General features: G+C 63.1%; 17 protein-coding genes. 5 read left to right on the top strand and 12 right to left on the bottom strand.

Annotated elements, in window-relative coordinates:
• Positions 1–12: 12 nt before the first annotated feature.
• The 6 genes from FJW05_RS22120 to FJW05_RS22145 form a co-directional block, all read right to left on the bottom strand.
• Positions 13–1,635 carry an ABC-F family ATP-binding cassette domain-containing protein gene (locus tag FJW05_RS22120; protein WP_140635679.1) on the bottom strand — a complete coding sequence of 541 codons (1,623 nt, stop codon included), beginning with the start codon at positions 1,633–1,635 and terminating at the stop codon, positions 13–15.
• A gap of 131 nt (positions 1,636–1,766) precedes the next feature.
• On the bottom strand, positions 1,767–2,510 hold the full coding sequence (locus tag FJW05_RS22125) for a 2OG-Fe(II) oxygenase (RefSeq protein ID WP_140635681.1): 744 nt from the start codon (positions 2,508–2,510) through the stop codon (positions 1,767–1,769).
• 210 nt (positions 2,511–2,720) lie between these two features.
• The gene (locus FJW05_RS22130; RefSeq protein ID WP_140635683.1) at positions 2,721–3,284 is read right to left on the bottom strand and encodes a hypothetical protein; all 564 of its coding nucleotides are present in this window, start codon (positions 3,282–3,284) and stop codon (positions 2,721–2,723) included.
• 5 nt (positions 3,285–3,289) lie between these two features.
• A complete protein-coding gene (locus tag FJW05_RS22135; RefSeq protein WP_140635684.1) occupies positions 3,290–3,712 on the bottom strand; it encodes an OsmC family protein in 423 nt (140 codons plus the stop codon).
• A 57-nt stretch (positions 3,713–3,769) separates the two neighbouring features.
• A complete protein-coding gene (locus tag FJW05_RS22140) occupies positions 3,770–4,219 on the bottom strand; it encodes a hypothetical protein (protein WP_140635686.1) in 450 nt (149 codons plus the stop codon).
• 104 nt (positions 4,220–4,323) lie between these two features.
• A complete protein-coding gene (locus FJW05_RS22145; protein WP_140635688.1) occupies positions 4,324–5,856 on the bottom strand; it encodes an acid phosphatase in 1,533 nt (510 codons plus the stop codon).
• 204 nt (positions 5,857–6,060) lie between these two features.
• Between FJW05_RS22145 and FJW05_RS22150 the strand changes: the two genes are divergently transcribed.
• Positions 6,061–7,365, top strand: coding sequence for a cytochrome c peroxidase (locus FJW05_RS22150; protein WP_140635690.1), 1,305 nt, complete (start codon positions 6,061–6,063; stop codon positions 7,363–7,365).
• Positions 7,366–7,484: 119 nt separating this feature from the next.
• Positions 7,485–7,736 (top strand): hypothetical protein, encoded by a 252-nt coding sequence (locus tag FJW05_RS22155; protein ID WP_140635692.1) that lies wholly within the window; start codon positions 7,485–7,487, stop codon positions 7,734–7,736.
• 52 nt (positions 7,737–7,788) lie between these two features.
• Here the strand turns inward: FJW05_RS22155 and FJW05_RS22160 are convergent, their stop codons facing one another.
• Positions 7,789–8,376: a dihydrofolate reductase family protein gene (locus tag FJW05_RS22160; protein ID WP_140635694.1), complete on the bottom strand. Its 588-nt coding sequence runs from the start codon at positions 8,374–8,376 to the stop codon at positions 7,789–7,791.
• A 15-nt stretch (positions 8,377–8,391) separates the two neighbouring features.
• Positions 8,392–9,279 (bottom strand): NmrA family NAD(P)-binding protein, encoded by an 888-nt coding sequence (locus FJW05_RS22165; protein WP_140635696.1) that lies wholly within the window; start codon positions 9,277–9,279, stop codon positions 8,392–8,394.
• Positions 9,280–9,377: 98 nt separating this feature from the next.
• Between FJW05_RS22165 and FJW05_RS22170 the strand changes: the two genes are divergently transcribed.
• On the top strand, positions 9,378–9,794 hold the full coding sequence (locus FJW05_RS22170; protein ID WP_140635698.1) for a helix-turn-helix domain-containing protein: 417 nt from the start codon (positions 9,378–9,380) through the stop codon (positions 9,792–9,794).
• Between the two features lie 47 nt (positions 9,795–9,841).
• On the opposite strand, the gene FJW05_RS22175 is transcribed toward FJW05_RS22170, so the two are convergent.
• The 4 genes from FJW05_RS22175 to FJW05_RS22190 form a co-directional block, all read right to left on the bottom strand.
• Positions 9,842–10,057, bottom strand: a complete 216-nt coding sequence (locus tag FJW05_RS22175; protein ID WP_140541104.1) for a hypothetical protein — start codon at positions 10,055–10,057, stop codon at positions 9,842–9,844.
• A gap of 537 nt (positions 10,058–10,594) precedes the next feature.
• Positions 10,595–10,741 (bottom strand): hypothetical protein, encoded by a 147-nt coding sequence (locus FJW05_RS22180; RefSeq protein ID WP_140541103.1) that lies wholly within the window; start codon positions 10,739–10,741, stop codon positions 10,595–10,597.
• A 207-nt stretch (positions 10,742–10,948) separates the two neighbouring features.
• On the bottom strand, positions 10,949–11,143 hold the full coding sequence (locus FJW05_RS22185) for a hypothetical protein (protein ID WP_348639831.1): 195 nt from the start codon (positions 11,141–11,143) through the stop codon (positions 10,949–10,951).
• A gap of 525 nt (positions 11,144–11,668) precedes the next feature.
• Positions 11,669–12,211 (bottom strand): phosphatase PAP2 family protein, encoded by a 543-nt coding sequence (locus FJW05_RS22190; RefSeq protein ID WP_140635699.1) that lies wholly within the window; start codon positions 12,209–12,211, stop codon positions 11,669–11,671.
• Positions 12,212–12,292: 81 nt separating this feature from the next.
• On the opposite strand from FJW05_RS22190, the gene FJW05_RS22195 reads away from it, so the two are divergent.
• On the top strand, positions 12,293–12,733 hold the full coding sequence (locus FJW05_RS22195; protein ID WP_348639832.1) for a DUF2127 domain-containing protein: 441 nt from the start codon (positions 12,293–12,295) through the stop codon (positions 12,731–12,733).
• Between the two features lie 321 nt (positions 12,734–13,054).
• Positions 13,055–14,911, top strand: coding sequence for a DUF4396 domain-containing protein (locus tag FJW05_RS22205; protein ID WP_140635703.1), 1,857 nt, complete (start codon positions 13,055–13,057; stop codon positions 14,909–14,911).
• Positions 14,912–15,347: the final 436 nt, after the last annotated feature.

Raw genomic sequence — 15,347 nt, forward strand, 5'->3', positions numbered from 1 at the left:
TAGGGTCTCGCCCTACCCTCTCAGCCCCGGCGCTTCCTGGCCGGTGCGGGCGACATATTCGGTGTAGCCGCCGCCATAAGTGTGGATGCCGTCGGGCGTCAGCTCCAGCACGCGGTTCGACAGCGCCGCCAGGAAATGGCGGTCGTGCGAGACGAAGAGCATCGTGCCTTCATATTGCGACAGCGCCTCGATCAGCATCTGCTTGGTGGTTATGTCGAGATGGTTGGTCGGCTCGTCGAGCACCAGCAGGTTGGGCGGATCGAACAGCATCAGCGCCATCACCAGCCGCGCCTTCTCGCCGCCCGAGAGCACGCGGCATTTCTTCTCGATCTCGTCGCCGGAAAAACCGAAGCAGCCGGCCAAAGCGCGCAGCGGCGCCTGGCCTGCCTGCGGAAACGAGTCCTCCAGCGTCTGGAAGACGGTGCGCTCGCCATCGAGCAGTTCCATGGCGTGCTGGGCGAAATAGCCCATCTTGACGCTCGGGCCGCGCGCGACGGAGCCCCCGTCCGGCTCGGAGGCGCCGGCGACCAGCTTCAGAAGCGTCGACTTTCCGGCGCCGTTGACGCCCATCACGCACCAGCGCTCGCGGCGGCGGATCTGAAAATCGAGGCCCGAATAGATATTGCGGCTGCCATAGGCCTTGTGGATGCCTTTCAGCGTCGCCACGTCCTCGCCGCAGCGCGGCGCCGGCTGGAATTCGAAAGTCACCGTCTGGCGGCGCTTCGGCGGTTCGACGCGGTCGATCTTGTCGAGCTTCTTCACCCGGCTCTGCACCTGGGCCGCATGGGAAGCGCGCGCCTTGAAGCGCTCGATGAAGGCAATCTCCTTGGCCAGCATCGCCTGCTGGCGCTCGAACTGCGCCTGCAGCTGCTTGTCGGCCAGCGCGCGCTGCTCCTGGTAGAATTCGTAGTTGCCGGAATAGGAGGTCAGCGCGCCGGCGTCGATCTCGATGATCTTGGTGACGATGCGGTTCATGAACTCGCGGTCGTGCGAGGTCATCAGCAGCGCGCCGTCGTAATCCTTGAGGAATTTCTCCAGCCAGATCAGGCTTTCGAGATCGAGATGGTTCGACGGCTCGTCGAGCAGCATGACGTCGGGCCGCATCAACAGGATGCGGGCAAGCGCGACGCGCATCTTCCAGCCGCCGGAAAGTTTTGAAACGTCGCCGTCCATCATCTCCTGGCTGAAGCCGAGGCCGTCCAGCACCTCGCGCGCCCGGCCGTCGAGCGCATAGCCGTCGAGCTCCTCGAAGCGGTGCTGCAACTCGCCGTAGCGCTCGATGATCTGATCCATCTCGTCGGCGCGGTCGGGATCGCCCATGGCGTGCTCAAGCTCGCGCATCTCGGCAGCGACCGCGCTGACCGGTCCGGCGCCTTCCATGACCTCGGCGACGGCGCTCAAGCCGCCCATATCGCCGACATCCTGGCTGAAATAGCCGATGGTGACGCCGCGATCGACCGAGACCTGGCCTTCATCGGGCTGCTCCTGGCCAATGATCATGCGGAACAGGGTCGTCTTGCCGGCGCCGTTCGGGCCGACAAGCCCGATCTTCTCGCCCTTCTGCAAGGCGGCGGAAGCTTCGATGAAGACGATCTGTCGGCCGTTCTGCTTGCCGATATTTTCGAGACGGATCATGGGCTCGTAGGGAGTAGGGAGTAGGGAGTAGGGAGTAGGGAGTAGGGAGTAGGGCCAATAAGCGAATGCGCGGGATAAAGGAACCCCTCTTCGCTTCTCGGCCTCGACGTAACCTACTGCCTACTGCCTACTCACTTCGCGTCGTGGAAGATGATGCCGACCGTATGCCGCTGCCCCGAACGCAAGCGGCTCACGCCGTGTCGCAAATTCACCCGGTAATATCCCTTGGTGCCTTGCACCGGCCGGTTGTGCACGGCGAAAATCACCGCGTCACCGCGCCTCAATGGCACCACTTCGGCGCGGCTTTGCATGCGCGGGCGCTGTTCGGTGAGCACGAACTCGCCGCCGGTGAAATCCTCGCCGGGCTCGGACAAAAGGATCGCCACCTGCAGCGGAAAGGCGAGCTCGCCATAGAGGTCCTGGTGCAGGCAGTTGAAGTCGCCGGGGCCGTATTGCAGCAGAAGCGGCGTCGGCTTCACCTGGCCCTCGTCGTGGCAGCGTATCAGGAAGGCGGCGTGCTCGGCCGGATAGCGCTGGGCAACACCCATCTTCTCGTTCCAGTCATTGGCGACCGTGGCGAGGCGTGGATACAGGGCTGAGCGCAGGGCCTCGATCAGGTCCGGCAGCGGATATTTGAAATACCGATATTCCCCCTTGCCGAAGCCATGACGCGCCATCACGACATGGCTGCGGAAATGCTCTTCATGCGGGTAAAGCGCGGCGATGTCGGCGCATTCTTCCGCCGACAGCAGGCCGGGCATGACCGCGCAGCCATGGGCGTTCAGGTCAGAGACCAGCGCGCGCCAATCTTGTGCTGCGACGCGGGATTCGGCGGAGCGGCCGGCGCGCCAGGTGTTGAGGGAATGGATGGTCATGGGTGTGCCTCCTTGCTTGCCGTCAAAGTGGAGCGAAGGATGTGCATCGGCCACCCGATTCCTGCGGAGGTGGGTGCCGGCTTTCCCTTCTCCCCTTGCGGGAGACGGTGGCCTCGCGAAGCGAGGTCGGATGGGGGGTGCTGGAAGGAATGAGGCGGCGGCGATTTCAACCTTATCGCCAAGCTGGAACACCCCTCATCCGTCTCGGCGCTAACGCGCCGATCCACCTTCTCCCACAAGGGGAGAAGGAGAAGGTCTGCGATACATCTCCAGCTCCGGATCGAAATCCACCTTCACCGCATTGGTGAACACGCAGGTCGCCACCATGATGCCGGCGAAGGCGGTGAGGTTGACGAGCAGCGTCTCGTCGTAGCGCGCCTTGAGCGCGGCCCAGGTGTCTTCCGGGACGGCATTGGCATCGGCGGCGACCGCGATGCCGAAGGAAATCAGCAGCGTCTCGTCGGCGGTCGGTTCGATCGCTTCGGGGTCGAGCCCGTTCTCGATTAGTGCGCGGCGAAAGAAGGTCACGGGAATCTCGGCGCGCATCGTCTCGGCTATCGCTTTCGACAACAGCCAGATGGTGCGGTCGTCGAGCGTGGGCTTGAGAAGGTCGCGCAGCGTGAACCATTCGGCGTAGATGCGGTGGGCGGCCGGCGAGCGAAGCAGGATGCGTTTCATGTTGGTCATGCGGCCGCGCAGCGCGAGCTCGCGGTCATGCTCGGCGCGGATGTCGTCCGAGGCGGTCGCGTAGTCGATCGGCGAAAGATGCGCCATTGCGCTCACCCCAGCGTGGAACGAAGCGCCGGCGCGCCGCGCAGCGTGTTGGAGACGGTGCAGATGTCCTCGGCGTCCGCCAGGATTCGCTCTTTCGTCGCGTCATCAAGGTCGCCGGTGATCTCCAGTTTGACGATGAATGTCTCGACCCGCGAGGGCTCGTCCTTCGCCTTCTCGCCGCTGACATCCGCCCTCACCTCGCCGAGCCGGTCGGCGACGCCGAGGCGGGTGGCGGCGATGCGGGCGCTGAGCACCATGCAGGCGGCTAAAGAAGCATGGAGCAGGTCGAGCGGGCTGAAGCCGGGCGCGCTGACCTGCGTGACCACATAGACCGTGCCGCCGGTCGGGGTCGTGACCGCCGGCAGGCCGCCCGGCGGCAGGACGGCGAGCGCGCCGACGTTGCGGGTTCTGATCTTGAGGTCCGCCATCGTGCTTCCTTCGTTCTGCTCAGCAGCTCGGTTGGTCTGCCTTGGCGCTCAGCTGGCTCAGAGATGTTGCCAGATTACCTTGAGCGGCGAGCCAATCGCCTGCTCAATCCTTCGCCGTTCCTCGGCGCAGAGGGTGGTCGCGCCAGGATTGACGACTGTAAGCGAGCACATACCGAACGCGGCAGGCCATACATAGCGGAGGTCGTTGAGCGACGTGGATTTGCTACAACAAGGCGTCACGATGGCGAGGTCGCTAAAATCCGAAACGGCTGCCTGATCCATGGCATTGCCCCACCAATCCTCCAGTTCGCTCCCGCAGAAGGCGCAGTAGACGCTTTCCGTATTCGCGCCTGCATCGAAGAAGGTCACTGCTTCCTTGTATTCGATTCCGACATGCTCGGCTTGGGGGAACAGTCCGCGCACCAAGTTGGCAGCCTTTTCCGCCGCCGTCCTATCGGGACGCCAGTATGGATCGTCAGGAACCATGTGCAGATAATTGTCGGACATAACACCTTGTGTGGCAGGGGGACCGATCGTGGCAAGTACCCTTGCGATGCCCCAACAAAAAAAGGCCCGCCGGAGCGGGCCTTTTGCAAGAAGGGCTTCGACGATTACTTCGTCAGATCGAGCGCTGCCGTCAGATCGCCCATCGGCGGCTGGTCGTGGTTGCGCAGCGCCTTGTCGCGGGCGACGATGCCAGGCAGCACAGGCAGGTCGTAGCGGGCGGTGATGAAACGCAGGATCGAGGTTGTGTCGTACTGCGTGTGATCGACCATCCCCATCTTCGCATAGGGCGAGATGATGAAAGCCGGGATGCGGTTGCCCGGGCCCCAGCGATCGGCCTTGGGCGGCGCGACATGATCCCAGAAGCCGCCATTCTCGTCATAGGTGACGACCACCAGCATATGCGCCCATTGCGGGCTCTTCTCCAGATGCGCGACGAGGTCGGCCAGGTGCTGGTCGCCGGAGGTCACGTCGGCATAGCCGGCATGTTCGTTGAGGTTGCCCTGCGGCTTGTAGAAAGAGACCGCCGGCAGCTTGCCGTCGTCGATCGCCTTGATGAACTCGGTGCCGCCGAGCCCGCCATCCTTGATGTGCTCGGCCCGCGCGGCCGTGCCCGGCGCATAGGCCGCGAAATAGTTGAAGGGCTGGTGGTGGAACTGGAAGTTCGGCACGGGCGTCGCGTTCTTGCCGTCGAGCGCCGCCTGCCAGGCGCCCGAATACCACGCCCAGGAAATGCCCTTGAGCGACAGCAGATCGCCGATGGTGATCTCGTGCTGCGGCGGCAGCGTGTTCGGCTGCGCGGGATCGGCGAGCGCCTTGTCACCGCCTTCGGCCGGCTTGTTGTTGCTCGGCTGGTATGGCGGCTGCATGGTGTTGACGGCGTAGAAGTCGGGCGTGATGGCGCCGTCATTGACGAATTTCGGCACGCCGCCCAAGGCCGAGGGCGGCGCATTGTCGGCTGCTTTCAGCGTCACGCCGTCCGGCTCGACGACGGCGATCTGGCCCTTTGCCGGGCTGGTGTCGGCATTCGGATAGAAGGGCGCGCAGGCGCAGGCGAGCATGAAGTGGTTGAGGAAGGAGCCGCCAAAGGCGCCCTGGAAGAAATTGTCCGCCAGCACGTATTTTTTGGCGATATTCCACATCGGCAGGATGGAGCCGTCATAATGACCCATCACCAACGAGCCGGAATCAGCCCAGGCGACGAACTTGTCGTTCCGGCCGCCGTCGATCTGCATCTGCTCCTGGTAGAAGCGGTGCCAGAGATCATGGGTGACGACGCCGGTGTTTTCGTTGAAGCCCTTGGGATCGTCGATGGCGAAGACGGCATTGGGCAGATGCGCGGTCTGCGCTTCGGTCACCGCGGGCGTGACGCCCTTGCCGGTCAGTCCGCCCCAGGCCGGCGGCAGTTCGGAAAGCGGCTTGCCGTCGCGATCGAGCTGGCGCGCCTGGTCGGGCGAAACGTTGGCCAGGCCGTTGGCGCCGGGGAAGCCGCCATAAAGGTTATCGAAGCTGCGGTTCTCGGCGTAGATGACGACGACGGTGTCGATCTTGTCGTAACCGGGAGGCGCCGCTTGGGCAGCGGCAGAGAGCGATGCCAGCGCCGTCGAGGCGAGGCAAAGGGAGAGAAAGGACCGGATCATTGGGAAATGCCTCGTGGCTTGGGGATGGCTGGAGGACGGCAATGCAGGAACGCGACTGCATCAATGCCCAGCTACTTCGACGCCTTGTCACCTTTGTGACAGTTCCGCCCCGGCCGAACACGGTTTCGTGAGCGGGAAGACCGGTCATCAATCCGTTGCACTCGATCCTTACGCCGCCAAAGAAACCGGGCGAAGAAATCAGGGATGTCGCCGAAGACGATGGGACGTCGGAAAAATCACGCAATCGCCATTGCAGCGGCCACGATCGTCGCCTCCACCGCGCCCGCCAACACCGAGGAGCGATCCGGTGTCCATCCCGGCCCGATGACGCGCCAGGAAGCCTTCGCCCGCGCCGAGGCGCTGACGGCGCTCGGCAGGCAGATGTTCTTCGACCCTTCGCTCTCGGCCTCGGGCAAGCAGGCCTGCTCATCCTGCCACGATCCCAACCACGCTTTCGGGCCGGCCTCGGCGGCGCCGGTCGAAATGGGCGGAGCCAATCTTGATCAGCCCGGCGTTCGCGCCGTGCCGTCGCTGCGCTACCTGCAGGCGGCGCCCGCCTTCACCGAGCATTTCTATGACTCCGAGGACGAAGGCGACGAAAGTGTCGACAATGGCCCGACCGGGGGCCTGACCTGGGACGGTCGCGCCGACCACGGCAAGGACCAGGCAAGCATCCCGCTGCTGTCGTCCTTCGAGATGGGCAACAAGGACGCGGCCCAGGTGGCCGCCAGCCTGCGCAAGGCTCCCTATGCCGGCGCCTTCAAGGCGGCCTTCGGCGCCGATGTCTTCGACCATCCGCAAGACGCCTTCGACGCCGCTGTGGAAGCGCTCGGCACCTTCGAGCAGAGCAGCGCCGATTTTTATCCCTATTCCAGCCGCTACGACGCCTTCCTCGCCGGCAAGGCGCAGCTTTCCGCGCAGGAATTGCGCGGCCGCATGCTGTTCGAGGACGCTGCGAAGGGCAATTGCGCGAGCTGCCATCTCAGCGAACCCGCCAATGACGGCGAGCCGCCGCAATTCACCGATTACGGCCTGATCGCGATCGCCGTGCCGCGCAACCCGGCGATTGCGGCCAACGCCGATCCCAATTATGTCGATCTCGGCCTGTGCGGTCCGCTGCGCACCGATCTCAAGGACCGCGCCGAATATTGCGGCCTGTTCAAGACGCCGACGCTGCGCAACGTTGCCTTGCGGAAAAGCTTCTTCCACAACGGCTATTTTCACACGCTGCGCGACGCGGTCGCCTTCTATGCCAGCCGCGATACGGATCCCGGGCGCTGGTATTCGAAGAAGACGAACGGCACGGTCGACAAATTCGACGATCTGCCAAAGGCTTACTGGGGAAACCTCAACACAGACCCGCCCTTCAACGGCAAAAAGCCCGACGACAAGCCGGCGCTGACCGACGCCGAGATCGACGACATCGTCGCCTTCCTCGGCACGCTGACCGACGCCGACCAGGCCGGGCAGCAGGACAAGCCGCCAAGGCAAATCGTCAGAAGCAAGTGACCCGCTTCCGGTTGGAGCGGACTGCTATCCACCGTAAATGTGTGCCAATGTGAGCCACGTCATAGGAACGCCAAGTCGCGCCTGCTATATTGCCCGTCTGTTCACAGATGGAGTCTCCTATGAGGTTCGTCGCGGTGCAGGAGCCGCCGGGGAGCAGCTGGGCGGTGTTCGACGCGGGCAACGGCGCGCCGGCCGAATATGCCGGCCGGGTGCTTATCGGCCTGACATCGCGCGAAGCCCGTTGGTTCGCCGCCGTGGGCAACGACCACGCAGCCTGGCCGCGGCCCAGCCGACCGGCCGTACACCTGCGGCTGGTCAGCGGAGACGGTTGCCTGCCGATCCGGGAAAGGCAAACCCAGGCAGACAGTTAAGAAGGCGCACTGCCGGATTGATTCAAGGCGGTGCGCCCTTGGTTGCTGCCTCTCATTGCACCGGCGCGTAGCGACTCACGACCATGCCGCAGGCATAGGGCTTCGAGCCGAGGAGCTTCAGCCTGCTAAAACCGCCCTTGTCGAATATGCGGCGGCCGCTGCCCAGAACGGCCGGATTGATGAAGAGCTGGAACTCGTCGATAAGGCCGGCGGCGATCAGCGCCGAGGCGAAGCCGGCGCCGCCGAACACGGCGATGTCGCCGCCCTCGCCTTGCTTGAGCACGTTGACCTCACGCGGCAGGTCGCCGCTCACGATGCGCGTTCGTTCCCAGCGCGAGGCCCCGAGCTTATCGCTCGCCACCACCTTTTCGGCCTCGATGATGCGCTGGGCGAAGGCAAAGAAGCGGTCCTTCGGATATTTCCTCGCCGCATTGCCCCAATGGGTCAGATAGCCCTCCTCAGCCATCTTGCGGCTCAACAGGATGGTGTCGATGGTCTCGAAAATGGCGTTGAAGTCCCGCTTGAGCTCCTCGTCCCAGGCGCTGTCGTCGCCCCATTCCCAAAGCTGCCAGCGATGGTCCTCGTCGGCGCCGACAAAACCGTCGACCGACATCTGCATCTGCAGGATGAGCTTTCTCATGTCCGGTCTCCCTTGTCAGGAATTGCTGCCTGTGAAGGCTCGGGCCGCGGCGGGCGAACGGGCGAAAGCCTGCGCCCAGGCTTCGAAGCCGGTCGGGGTGGCATTTTCGGCTGAGGGTGCTTCCAGCGCCCAGCGCTCGCCTCTGTTGAAGCTTGCCGCCGTCTCGCCCAGCGCATCGGCAAAACTCGCCGACATGCCATTGGCGACCATACCGGCCCGCGCGTCGGCGAACGACGCTTCATGGTACACGACCTCCTTGCCGATCGCCCCGCCCAGGATCGCGGTGGCCTCTTCGAGCGTGTAGGAGCCACCGCCGTGCAATTCGACAACGCGCTGGATCGGAAAGTGTTCGGTACTCAATAGAGCGGCGGCGCGTTCGCCAACGTCCTTGGCGGCAATCAGCGGCATCGGCAGGTCGCCGCGGAAGGGCGAGGCGAAGACGCCGGACGCCGCCTGCTCGACGAAGCCCATGCCCTTGATGAAATTCTCCATGAAGAAGGAGGCGCGCAGATAGACGAGTTCCTCCAGGCCCAGCGCGGCAAGCCGCTTTTCCATCAGCGCGGCGCCAAGCGAGGTACCCATTCTGAGATGGGCATTGAGGCCGCTGAGCAGCACGATCCGGCGCAGGCCCGCCTGGGCGATGGAGGATGCCAGCCGTGCGCCGACCTCGTCCTCAAAACGATGCAGATCGGGCGCGGTGACATCGAAGGGGATCATCACGTAAGCGCTGTCGGCACCCGAGAAGGCGGCGTCGAGCGCCGCCTGATCGTCGAGTGCGACGCCGAGGCTACGGGCGATGCCGCGCACCTCATGCCCTGCCCCGGTCAGTCTGGCCGAGACCTCGGCGCCCACTTCGCTGGTTGCGCCGACGACCACCATGGTACGCTTGACTTGTCGGTTCATATCGATCTCCTCTCATCAAATGATTTACTTCTGGAACCATTTGACGCAAAGCAAGAACGATGTCAATAGTAAAGTGATTTAAAAATGGAACCATACTGATGTCGACCAAGGAACGATCCGGCTGCCCGATCAGTCTCTCGCTCGAACTGCTCGGCGACCGCTGGACGCTGCTCATCATTCGCGACCTGGCCTTCGCCGGGAAAAAGCATTTTCGCGAATTCCTGCAATCCGACGAAGGCATCTCGTCGCGCACGCTGGCCGAGCGGCTGCAGACGCTGGTCGACGAAGGCGTCCTCACCCGCAGCGACGACCCGAGCCACGGACTGAAGGCGATCTACCGGCTGACCGAGGCCGGCATCGACCTTTTGCCGGTGCTGGCAACGCTCGGCGCCTGGGGCAGCAAATACCGCAAGGCCGACGATAAGCTGGCCCGGGTCGCCAACGATCTGGCGGCCGGCGGTCAGCCGGCGCTTGAACGGATGAAAGAGAGGCTCAGAGCCGAGCACCAGGGATAGGTCTGTTCCGACCTCGGCGATTGGCGTGGTCCGGCTACCCCTCGCCGTCAGCGAGCCCGCCCGTGTGGGAGCGGTCCGACCGGCTCTTCGGCCGGCGGCTCGCCCGGCAGCCCCAGTCGCAGCCGCTCCTCCTCGGCGAAGGTCTCGGCCTGCGCGTGAATGTCGAATACTTGCTGCGTCAGCCTGCCGCCGTCGACGACGCGCACGATCCATTGGCCATTGACGGTTTTTACGCGGACACTGTCTGGCTCGCTCGTTACCATATACAGCTCCTGCTCTTCATTCGAAGAACTGCCTATCTCCGACCCACAATACATCTAACGCGTCTGGAATTGCCGAAAAGCGTGGCTTATTGGTCTTTAGTGCAAGAGCACCCGCCGTTATTCGATATATTTGCGACGTTTCACGAATAAAAACGAGCATGGCGGCGAAGGCATGCCATTACGCCCAGGTGCAGCCGAATTCGACTTCGATATGGCGTTCGGTCTGCGAGACGATGAAGCAACGGAATTCGAAAGCGTCCGAGCGGTACCGCAGATTACACCGCGCCGCAGTTGGCGTGCGCGAGCGCGGAAGAATTCGCCGCATGGCGGCGGCCCGGCAGCCTTTGGGGGGTGATACTGGGTTCGGCGGCCGGGCCTGACCGGAGTTTGCGAGGCCGCCGGCTGCCACCAGCATGCGCTTGGGCCCGGCCAAGGACAAGAACGACCTAGGCCCTAGGACCAAAGCTGCAAGGAGGATGGTCGAGACGACAATTGCACTTGGACCGACTGGAAACAGCGTGCCGGACGCCGGCCGCGTCAAAAGCCGAAGAAATGCCGGCCGACGAGATAGCCAAGCGCCGCGACGACCAGCGGAAACAATGCCGGCGCGGCCTTGCCGAACAGCGAGGGGTTCATCTGCTTGGCAGGAGCGCTGGGTTTGGCATTGCCGAGGTTCTTGGTCATGGCTCATTACCGGTGGGGCCAGGGTGCGTTGATATTCAGGTGATGCCGGCCTGCAAACGGCGGTTCCCTGCGCTTCCGGTGCTCGCAATTCCGGACGGAAAACCGTGACACACTTTTCCTGGAATTGCTCCAGCTGCCGGCTGAACCATTAAATTAGAGATCGCTTATTAAGTTTCCGGCAAGCCGAGCACTACAATTCGCGGCAATTTATTCCGATTGCTGGGTACGCTCGGCAAGCGCGAAGGCCTGAAGGTTGCGCGACTTGCCGGGATCCTGGTCGGCGTTGGCGATAATGGCGTGGAAGGCCGCGCGGGCAATATCCCTCTTCTTGGCGTCCGGGTGCAGTTTTCGCACCGCCTTGAGCAGGTCTTTCGGTTTCATATCGGGGGTGACGACCCGCATCAGCGTATCGCCTATGGCCTGCAATTCACTGGCATCCATAACGATGAACCCTGCTTTAGCGCATCCAGCCTAGCATATAGCGGAGCGAGCGCGTCATTTTTGTGATGCGCGCCGCGGGCTCGGAGCCGCCTCTGCAAGAATTTCGGCGAAGCGTCGGCCTTGACGCCGGTGAGGCGTGGGAACCCTGGCGTTGTCGCCGAGTTTAGATTGCAAGGCTAATTGCCATGGAAGACAGACCGCCAGCCGAAAACCCTGGAAGGACCCTCGTCACGGTGCTGGTAATCTGCGTTCTCATCGTCGCCCTGTTTTTTATCGGCTTCAAATGTTCGGGGCCGGACCAGGGAGCGCTAATCGTGCCGGGCGCAGTACAGCAAGGCAGCAAGTGAACGAGCACCAAGGCCTGACCAAGCTGGGGCGAGCGCCTGGCGATCCCGGAGGAGTTCGCGCGGTTGCGACGCCAGGCGTCACTTTTGTGATGCGCCGTCCCATCATCCCGTTCCGCAGTCGGGCGCCTTGGCGGCGCGTTCAGAGGAGCCTTGTGGCGAAGGCGTCGAGCCGCGAATTCTCCTTATAGGCCAGCCGGACCGCCAGCGCAGCGATGGCGGCGATGGCGGCGCCGCCGATCACGTCGCTGACATAATGCGTTCCGATGAAGATCCTGGACCAGCAGATGACGAACGCAAGCACGAACAGCACCAGAGTGCGGCGCGGCAGCGTCTGCAAGGCGAAGGCTGCGACGACGGTCATGCTGGCGGTCGCGTGGTCGGACGGGAACGACCAGTCGGCGCTGGGCGCGATCAGAAGATGCGTGACGCTAGCGTCGTAAGGCCTGATCCGGTGGATGAACAACAGGATCGCCTGGTTGATCGCGAGCCCCAGCAGAAAGGAAAGGCCGGCGGACAAGCAGGCATGGCGCACATGGGTGCGGTCGGTCCTCGACCACCATTGCAGGGCCACCGCAATCACCATCAGCGGCACGCCGATTTGTGAGATGGTGATCATTGCCCTATCAAGAAGCGGGCTGATGCCGGCGGCGGAGTTGATCCAGTGCGTGAGAGAAGCGTCCATTCTTTGTCTGATTTCCCTGGCCTGACGTGGGGTCGATCGTTGAAACCTGCCGACGAACATCGCATTCACCAGCTCTTTGAGGTGAGCGTATGGCTAAAAGGTGCCCACGCCTTGATCGAGTGCGTCGGCGGCATCCTGCTTTACCTCGTCACCACCGAAACCATCGCTTCCTGGGTCAACATTTTAACCCAGGAGGAACTGATCGAGGATCCCAACGACTTCATTGCCAGTTACCTGTCGCGGACGGCCGCCGAATTCTCTGTCGCGAGCAAGGAATTCTACGCCTTCTACCTGCTCAGCCACGGGCTGATTAAGCTTCTGCTGGTCGTCGGCCTGCTGCGCGGCAAGCTGTGGTCCTACCCGGCCTCGCTGGTGGCGCTCGGCGCCTTCATGGCCTATCAGATCTATCGATACTCCTATACGCATTCGCCTGGCCTGCTCGTGCTGACGATTTTCGATGCGGTCGTCATGTGGCTGATCTGGCAGGAGTGGAAGACGGTGCGCCACCATATCACGCCCTGATCGCGTCCGGCCTCATTCGACTTCCGCCGGAACTTCGAATGGCAGTTCGTGCAGTCCTGCAGAATGAGGTGCAGGAGATGCTCCGCCGGCATTTTTGCCGGATCGGCGACGCCCTGGCGCTTGCCGAGCAGATTTTCCGCTCCTCGATCTCGATTGGGAGGCCCGCCAGGGTTCGCGGCGACGCTAAGGGTTCCAGTTGCTGGAAGGTCAAGCTCGATCGAAGGCTGGGGCCGCAAATTCCGCAAGATGGATCGTAGTGGCCCCGGCCGCGTTGCTCCGCGGGGGATGCAACCAGCCGTTTCATCGAGCAGAGGCCGCGTCATGCTCATCCAACCGATCGATTATTTCCTCGTTGCCTGGTTCGTGCTCGCGGCCGCTTCGACGCTCTATGTCGGCTTCGACCAATACCGCAACAATCCCGAGCCGGTGGTGATGAAATGGGGCTTCATCCTGGTGACGCTCTATATGGGCCCGCTCGGTCTGCTGCTTTATGTGCTGGCCGACAAGGAACCGCGCCCCGGCGAGCATGAGGCTTTCACAAAGCCCCTTTGGAAGCAGGGCGTCGGCTCGACCATCCACTGTGTCGCCGGCGACGCCACCGGGATCATCCTTGCCGCGGTCGTCACCGCCACCCTCGGCCTGCCGATGTGGCTCGACCTCATCGTCGAATATCTCGCCGGCTTTGCCTTCGGGCTGTTCATCTTCCAATCGCTGTTCATGAAATCGATGATGGGCGGCAGCTATTGGGAGAATGTGAAGAAGAGCTTCCTGCCCGAGTTCATTTCCATGAACTTCATGATGGCCGGCATGGCGCCGGTCATGAGCTTCCTGATGATGGGCCGCGACATGCGCGCCATGGAGCCCACCGAACTTCTGTTCTGGGGCGTGATGTCGCTGGGCGTCATCGCCGGCTTCACGCTGGCCTATCCCGCCAATGTCTGGCTGGTCGCGCGTGGTCTCAAGCACGGGCTGATGACCGAGCGCCCGCAACCGGCCGAAGCGAGCGGGCACGGCCATGCCCGACAGGGCCACGAACCGGCGGGCGAACAGCGCGCCGCCGGCCATCACATGCGCTCGGATGCGACCACACCGCAAATCGCGGCACTCGGTACGGTGTCTGCGCTCGCCCTGGCGATCGGCATGGGCGCGCCTGCGAACTGGCTGAACCTCAGGCTCTCGGCCCGCGACGTCGGCGGAGTGATCATGCCGCAGGGCATGATCATGGACCGTGACACGCCGGCCGATGCCATGCGCGACATGGCGGCGGCCGATCCTCGGCTGGTGAGCGCGTCTTACGGTCTGGCTGCGAAGGGCGACCAAGACCTGCCGTTCCGCATGGAAAACGGCGTGAAGGTGTTCGAGCTGAGACCGTCGGTGATCCGCTGGCACATCCTGCCGGACGTGACGGTCGACGCCTATGCCTATAACGGTCAGATTCCAGGCCCGCGCATCCATATCCGTCAGGGCGACCGGGTGCGCATCAACGTCACCAACGCCTTGCCGGAGGAAACAACGGTGCATTGGCATGGCCTGATCCTGCCCAATCAGATGGACGGGCCGGCCGAGATCACCCAGGCGCCGATCGAGCCCGGGCAGACCTATTCCTACGAGTTTACCGCCACCCAGCACGGCACTTACTTCTATCATCCGCACGCCAAGCCCGACCGCACCCAGGCACTCGGCCTCTATGGCGCGCTGATCATCGATCCCGCCAATCCCGCCGACGAGGTCGCCGCCGACCACGACTATGTCATCGAGCTGCAGGAATGGCTGGTCCGGGAAGGCCTGACCTATCCATCGATGCCGATGGATGGCGGCATGCCGAACTTCTTCACCATCAATGGCAAGGCCTATCCGTCGACCGATACGATCCATATGAAGGTCGGCGAGACGCTAAAGGTCCGCTTCATCGGCACCAACAACGGCTTCATACACCCGATGCACATCCATGGCGGCCCGTTCGAAGTGGTCGCCCGCGACGGCGAGACGGTTCCCGCCACCGCACGTTTCCTTGCCGATACCGTCAATGTCGGACCGGGCCAGCGATATGACGTCGTCTGGACAGCGAGGCGTCCGGGCAAGTGGCTGATTCACTGCCACATCCCGCATCACACCACGAATAACAATGCCGAGGAGAAGGGCGGCGGCGGTCTGATGGTCGTCATCGACGTTCGTTGATGAAGACCGGACCCGTCGGTCGGCCACAGGTTTTGCGACCGGCTTGTTCCGCAATTCTTCAGACCGTCGCATTTTGACCCCAATCGGCCTCTAGCCGGCTGGAGATGCTGCGGTTCCAGCCTTCACGTTTTCTTGACAGAGGCCGGAAAAACGGGCAGCAAAGCGGGTGAGGAAGAGCATTTTTACCGTGGCATAGACCGTGGAGGGCTCTTTTTTCGTATGGACCATCGCCAAATCGGCGATTGGTGGAGGGATTGGTTAACCAACTTTGTCCATCTTTTGAATCAATCGGCAACAGACGCGTGAAGGTGCAGGGGGCACCAGCGAACTGTGATCGTGACGGGTGCCAGGTCCGCAAACCGGCATGCCGATTGAGAGTGGTCGTATGGCGTTTTTGCGTTTGAAGAACCGGGGTGACGCTCCTCAAGGGGGGGTA

It is taken from the genome of Mesorhizobium sp. B2-9-1, from assembly GCF_006439455.1.
GTDB lineage: Bacteria > Pseudomonadota > Alphaproteobacteria > Rhizobiales > Rhizobiaceae > Mesorhizobium.

Excerpts from the sequence above, each read along its gene's own strand:
- FJW05_RS22205 (WP_140635703.1), top strand. The coding sequence starts at position 13,055 with ATGCTCATCCAACCGATCGATTATTTCCTCGTTGCCTGGTTCGTGCTC.
- FJW05_RS22140 (WP_140635686.1), bottom strand. The coding sequence starts at position 4,219 with ATGTCCGACAATTATCTGCACATGGTTCCTGACGATCCATACTGGCGT.
- FJW05_RS22130 (WP_140635683.1), bottom strand. The coding sequence starts at position 3,284 with ATGGCGCATCTTTCGCCGATCGACTACGCGACCGCCTCGGACGACATC.
- FJW05_RS22150 (WP_140635690.1), top strand. The coding sequence starts at position 6,061 with ATGTCGCCGAAGACGATGGGACGTCGGAAAAATCACGCAATCGCCATT.
- FJW05_RS22145 (WP_140635688.1), bottom strand. The coding sequence starts at position 5,856 with ATGATCCGGTCCTTTCTCTCCCTTTGCCTCGCCTCGACGGCGCTGGCA.
- FJW05_RS22190 (WP_140635699.1), bottom strand. The coding sequence starts at position 12,211 with ATGGACGCTTCTCTCACGCACTGGATCAACTCCGCCGCCGGCATCAGC.
- FJW05_RS22180 (WP_140541103.1), bottom strand. The coding sequence starts at position 10,741 with ATGACCAAGAACCTCGGCAATGCCAAACCCAGCGCTCCTGCCAAGCAG.
- FJW05_RS22170 (WP_140635698.1), top strand. The coding sequence starts at position 9,378 with ATGTCGACCAAGGAACGATCCGGCTGCCCGATCAGTCTCTCGCTCGAA.
- FJW05_RS22155 (WP_140635692.1), top strand. The coding sequence starts at position 7,485 with ATGAGGTTCGTCGCGGTGCAGGAGCCGCCGGGGAGCAGCTGGGCGGTG.
- FJW05_RS22125 (WP_140635681.1), bottom strand. The coding sequence starts at position 2,510 with ATGACCATCCATTCCCTCAACACCTGGCGCGCCGGCCGCTCCGCCGAA.
- FJW05_RS22175 (WP_140541104.1), bottom strand. The coding sequence starts at position 10,057 with ATGGTAACGAGCGAGCCAGACAGTGTCCGCGTAAAAACCGTCAATGGC.
- FJW05_RS22165 (WP_140635696.1), bottom strand. The coding sequence starts at position 9,279 with ATGAACCGACAAGTCAAGCGTACCATGGTGGTCGTCGGCGCAACCAGC.
- FJW05_RS22160 (WP_140635694.1), bottom strand. The coding sequence starts at position 8,376 with ATGAGAAAGCTCATCCTGCAGATGCAGATGTCGGTCGACGGTTTTGTC.
- FJW05_RS22135 (WP_140635684.1), bottom strand. The coding sequence starts at position 3,712 with ATGGCGGACCTCAAGATCAGAACCCGCAACGTCGGCGCGCTCGCCGTC.
- FJW05_RS22185 (WP_348639831.1), bottom strand. The coding sequence starts at position 11,143 with ATGCGGGTCGTCACCCCCGATATGAAACCGAAAGACCTGCTCAAGGCG.
- FJW05_RS22120 (WP_140635679.1), bottom strand. The coding sequence starts at position 1,635 with ATGATCCGTCTCGAAAATATCGGCAAGCAGAACGGCCGACAGATCGTC.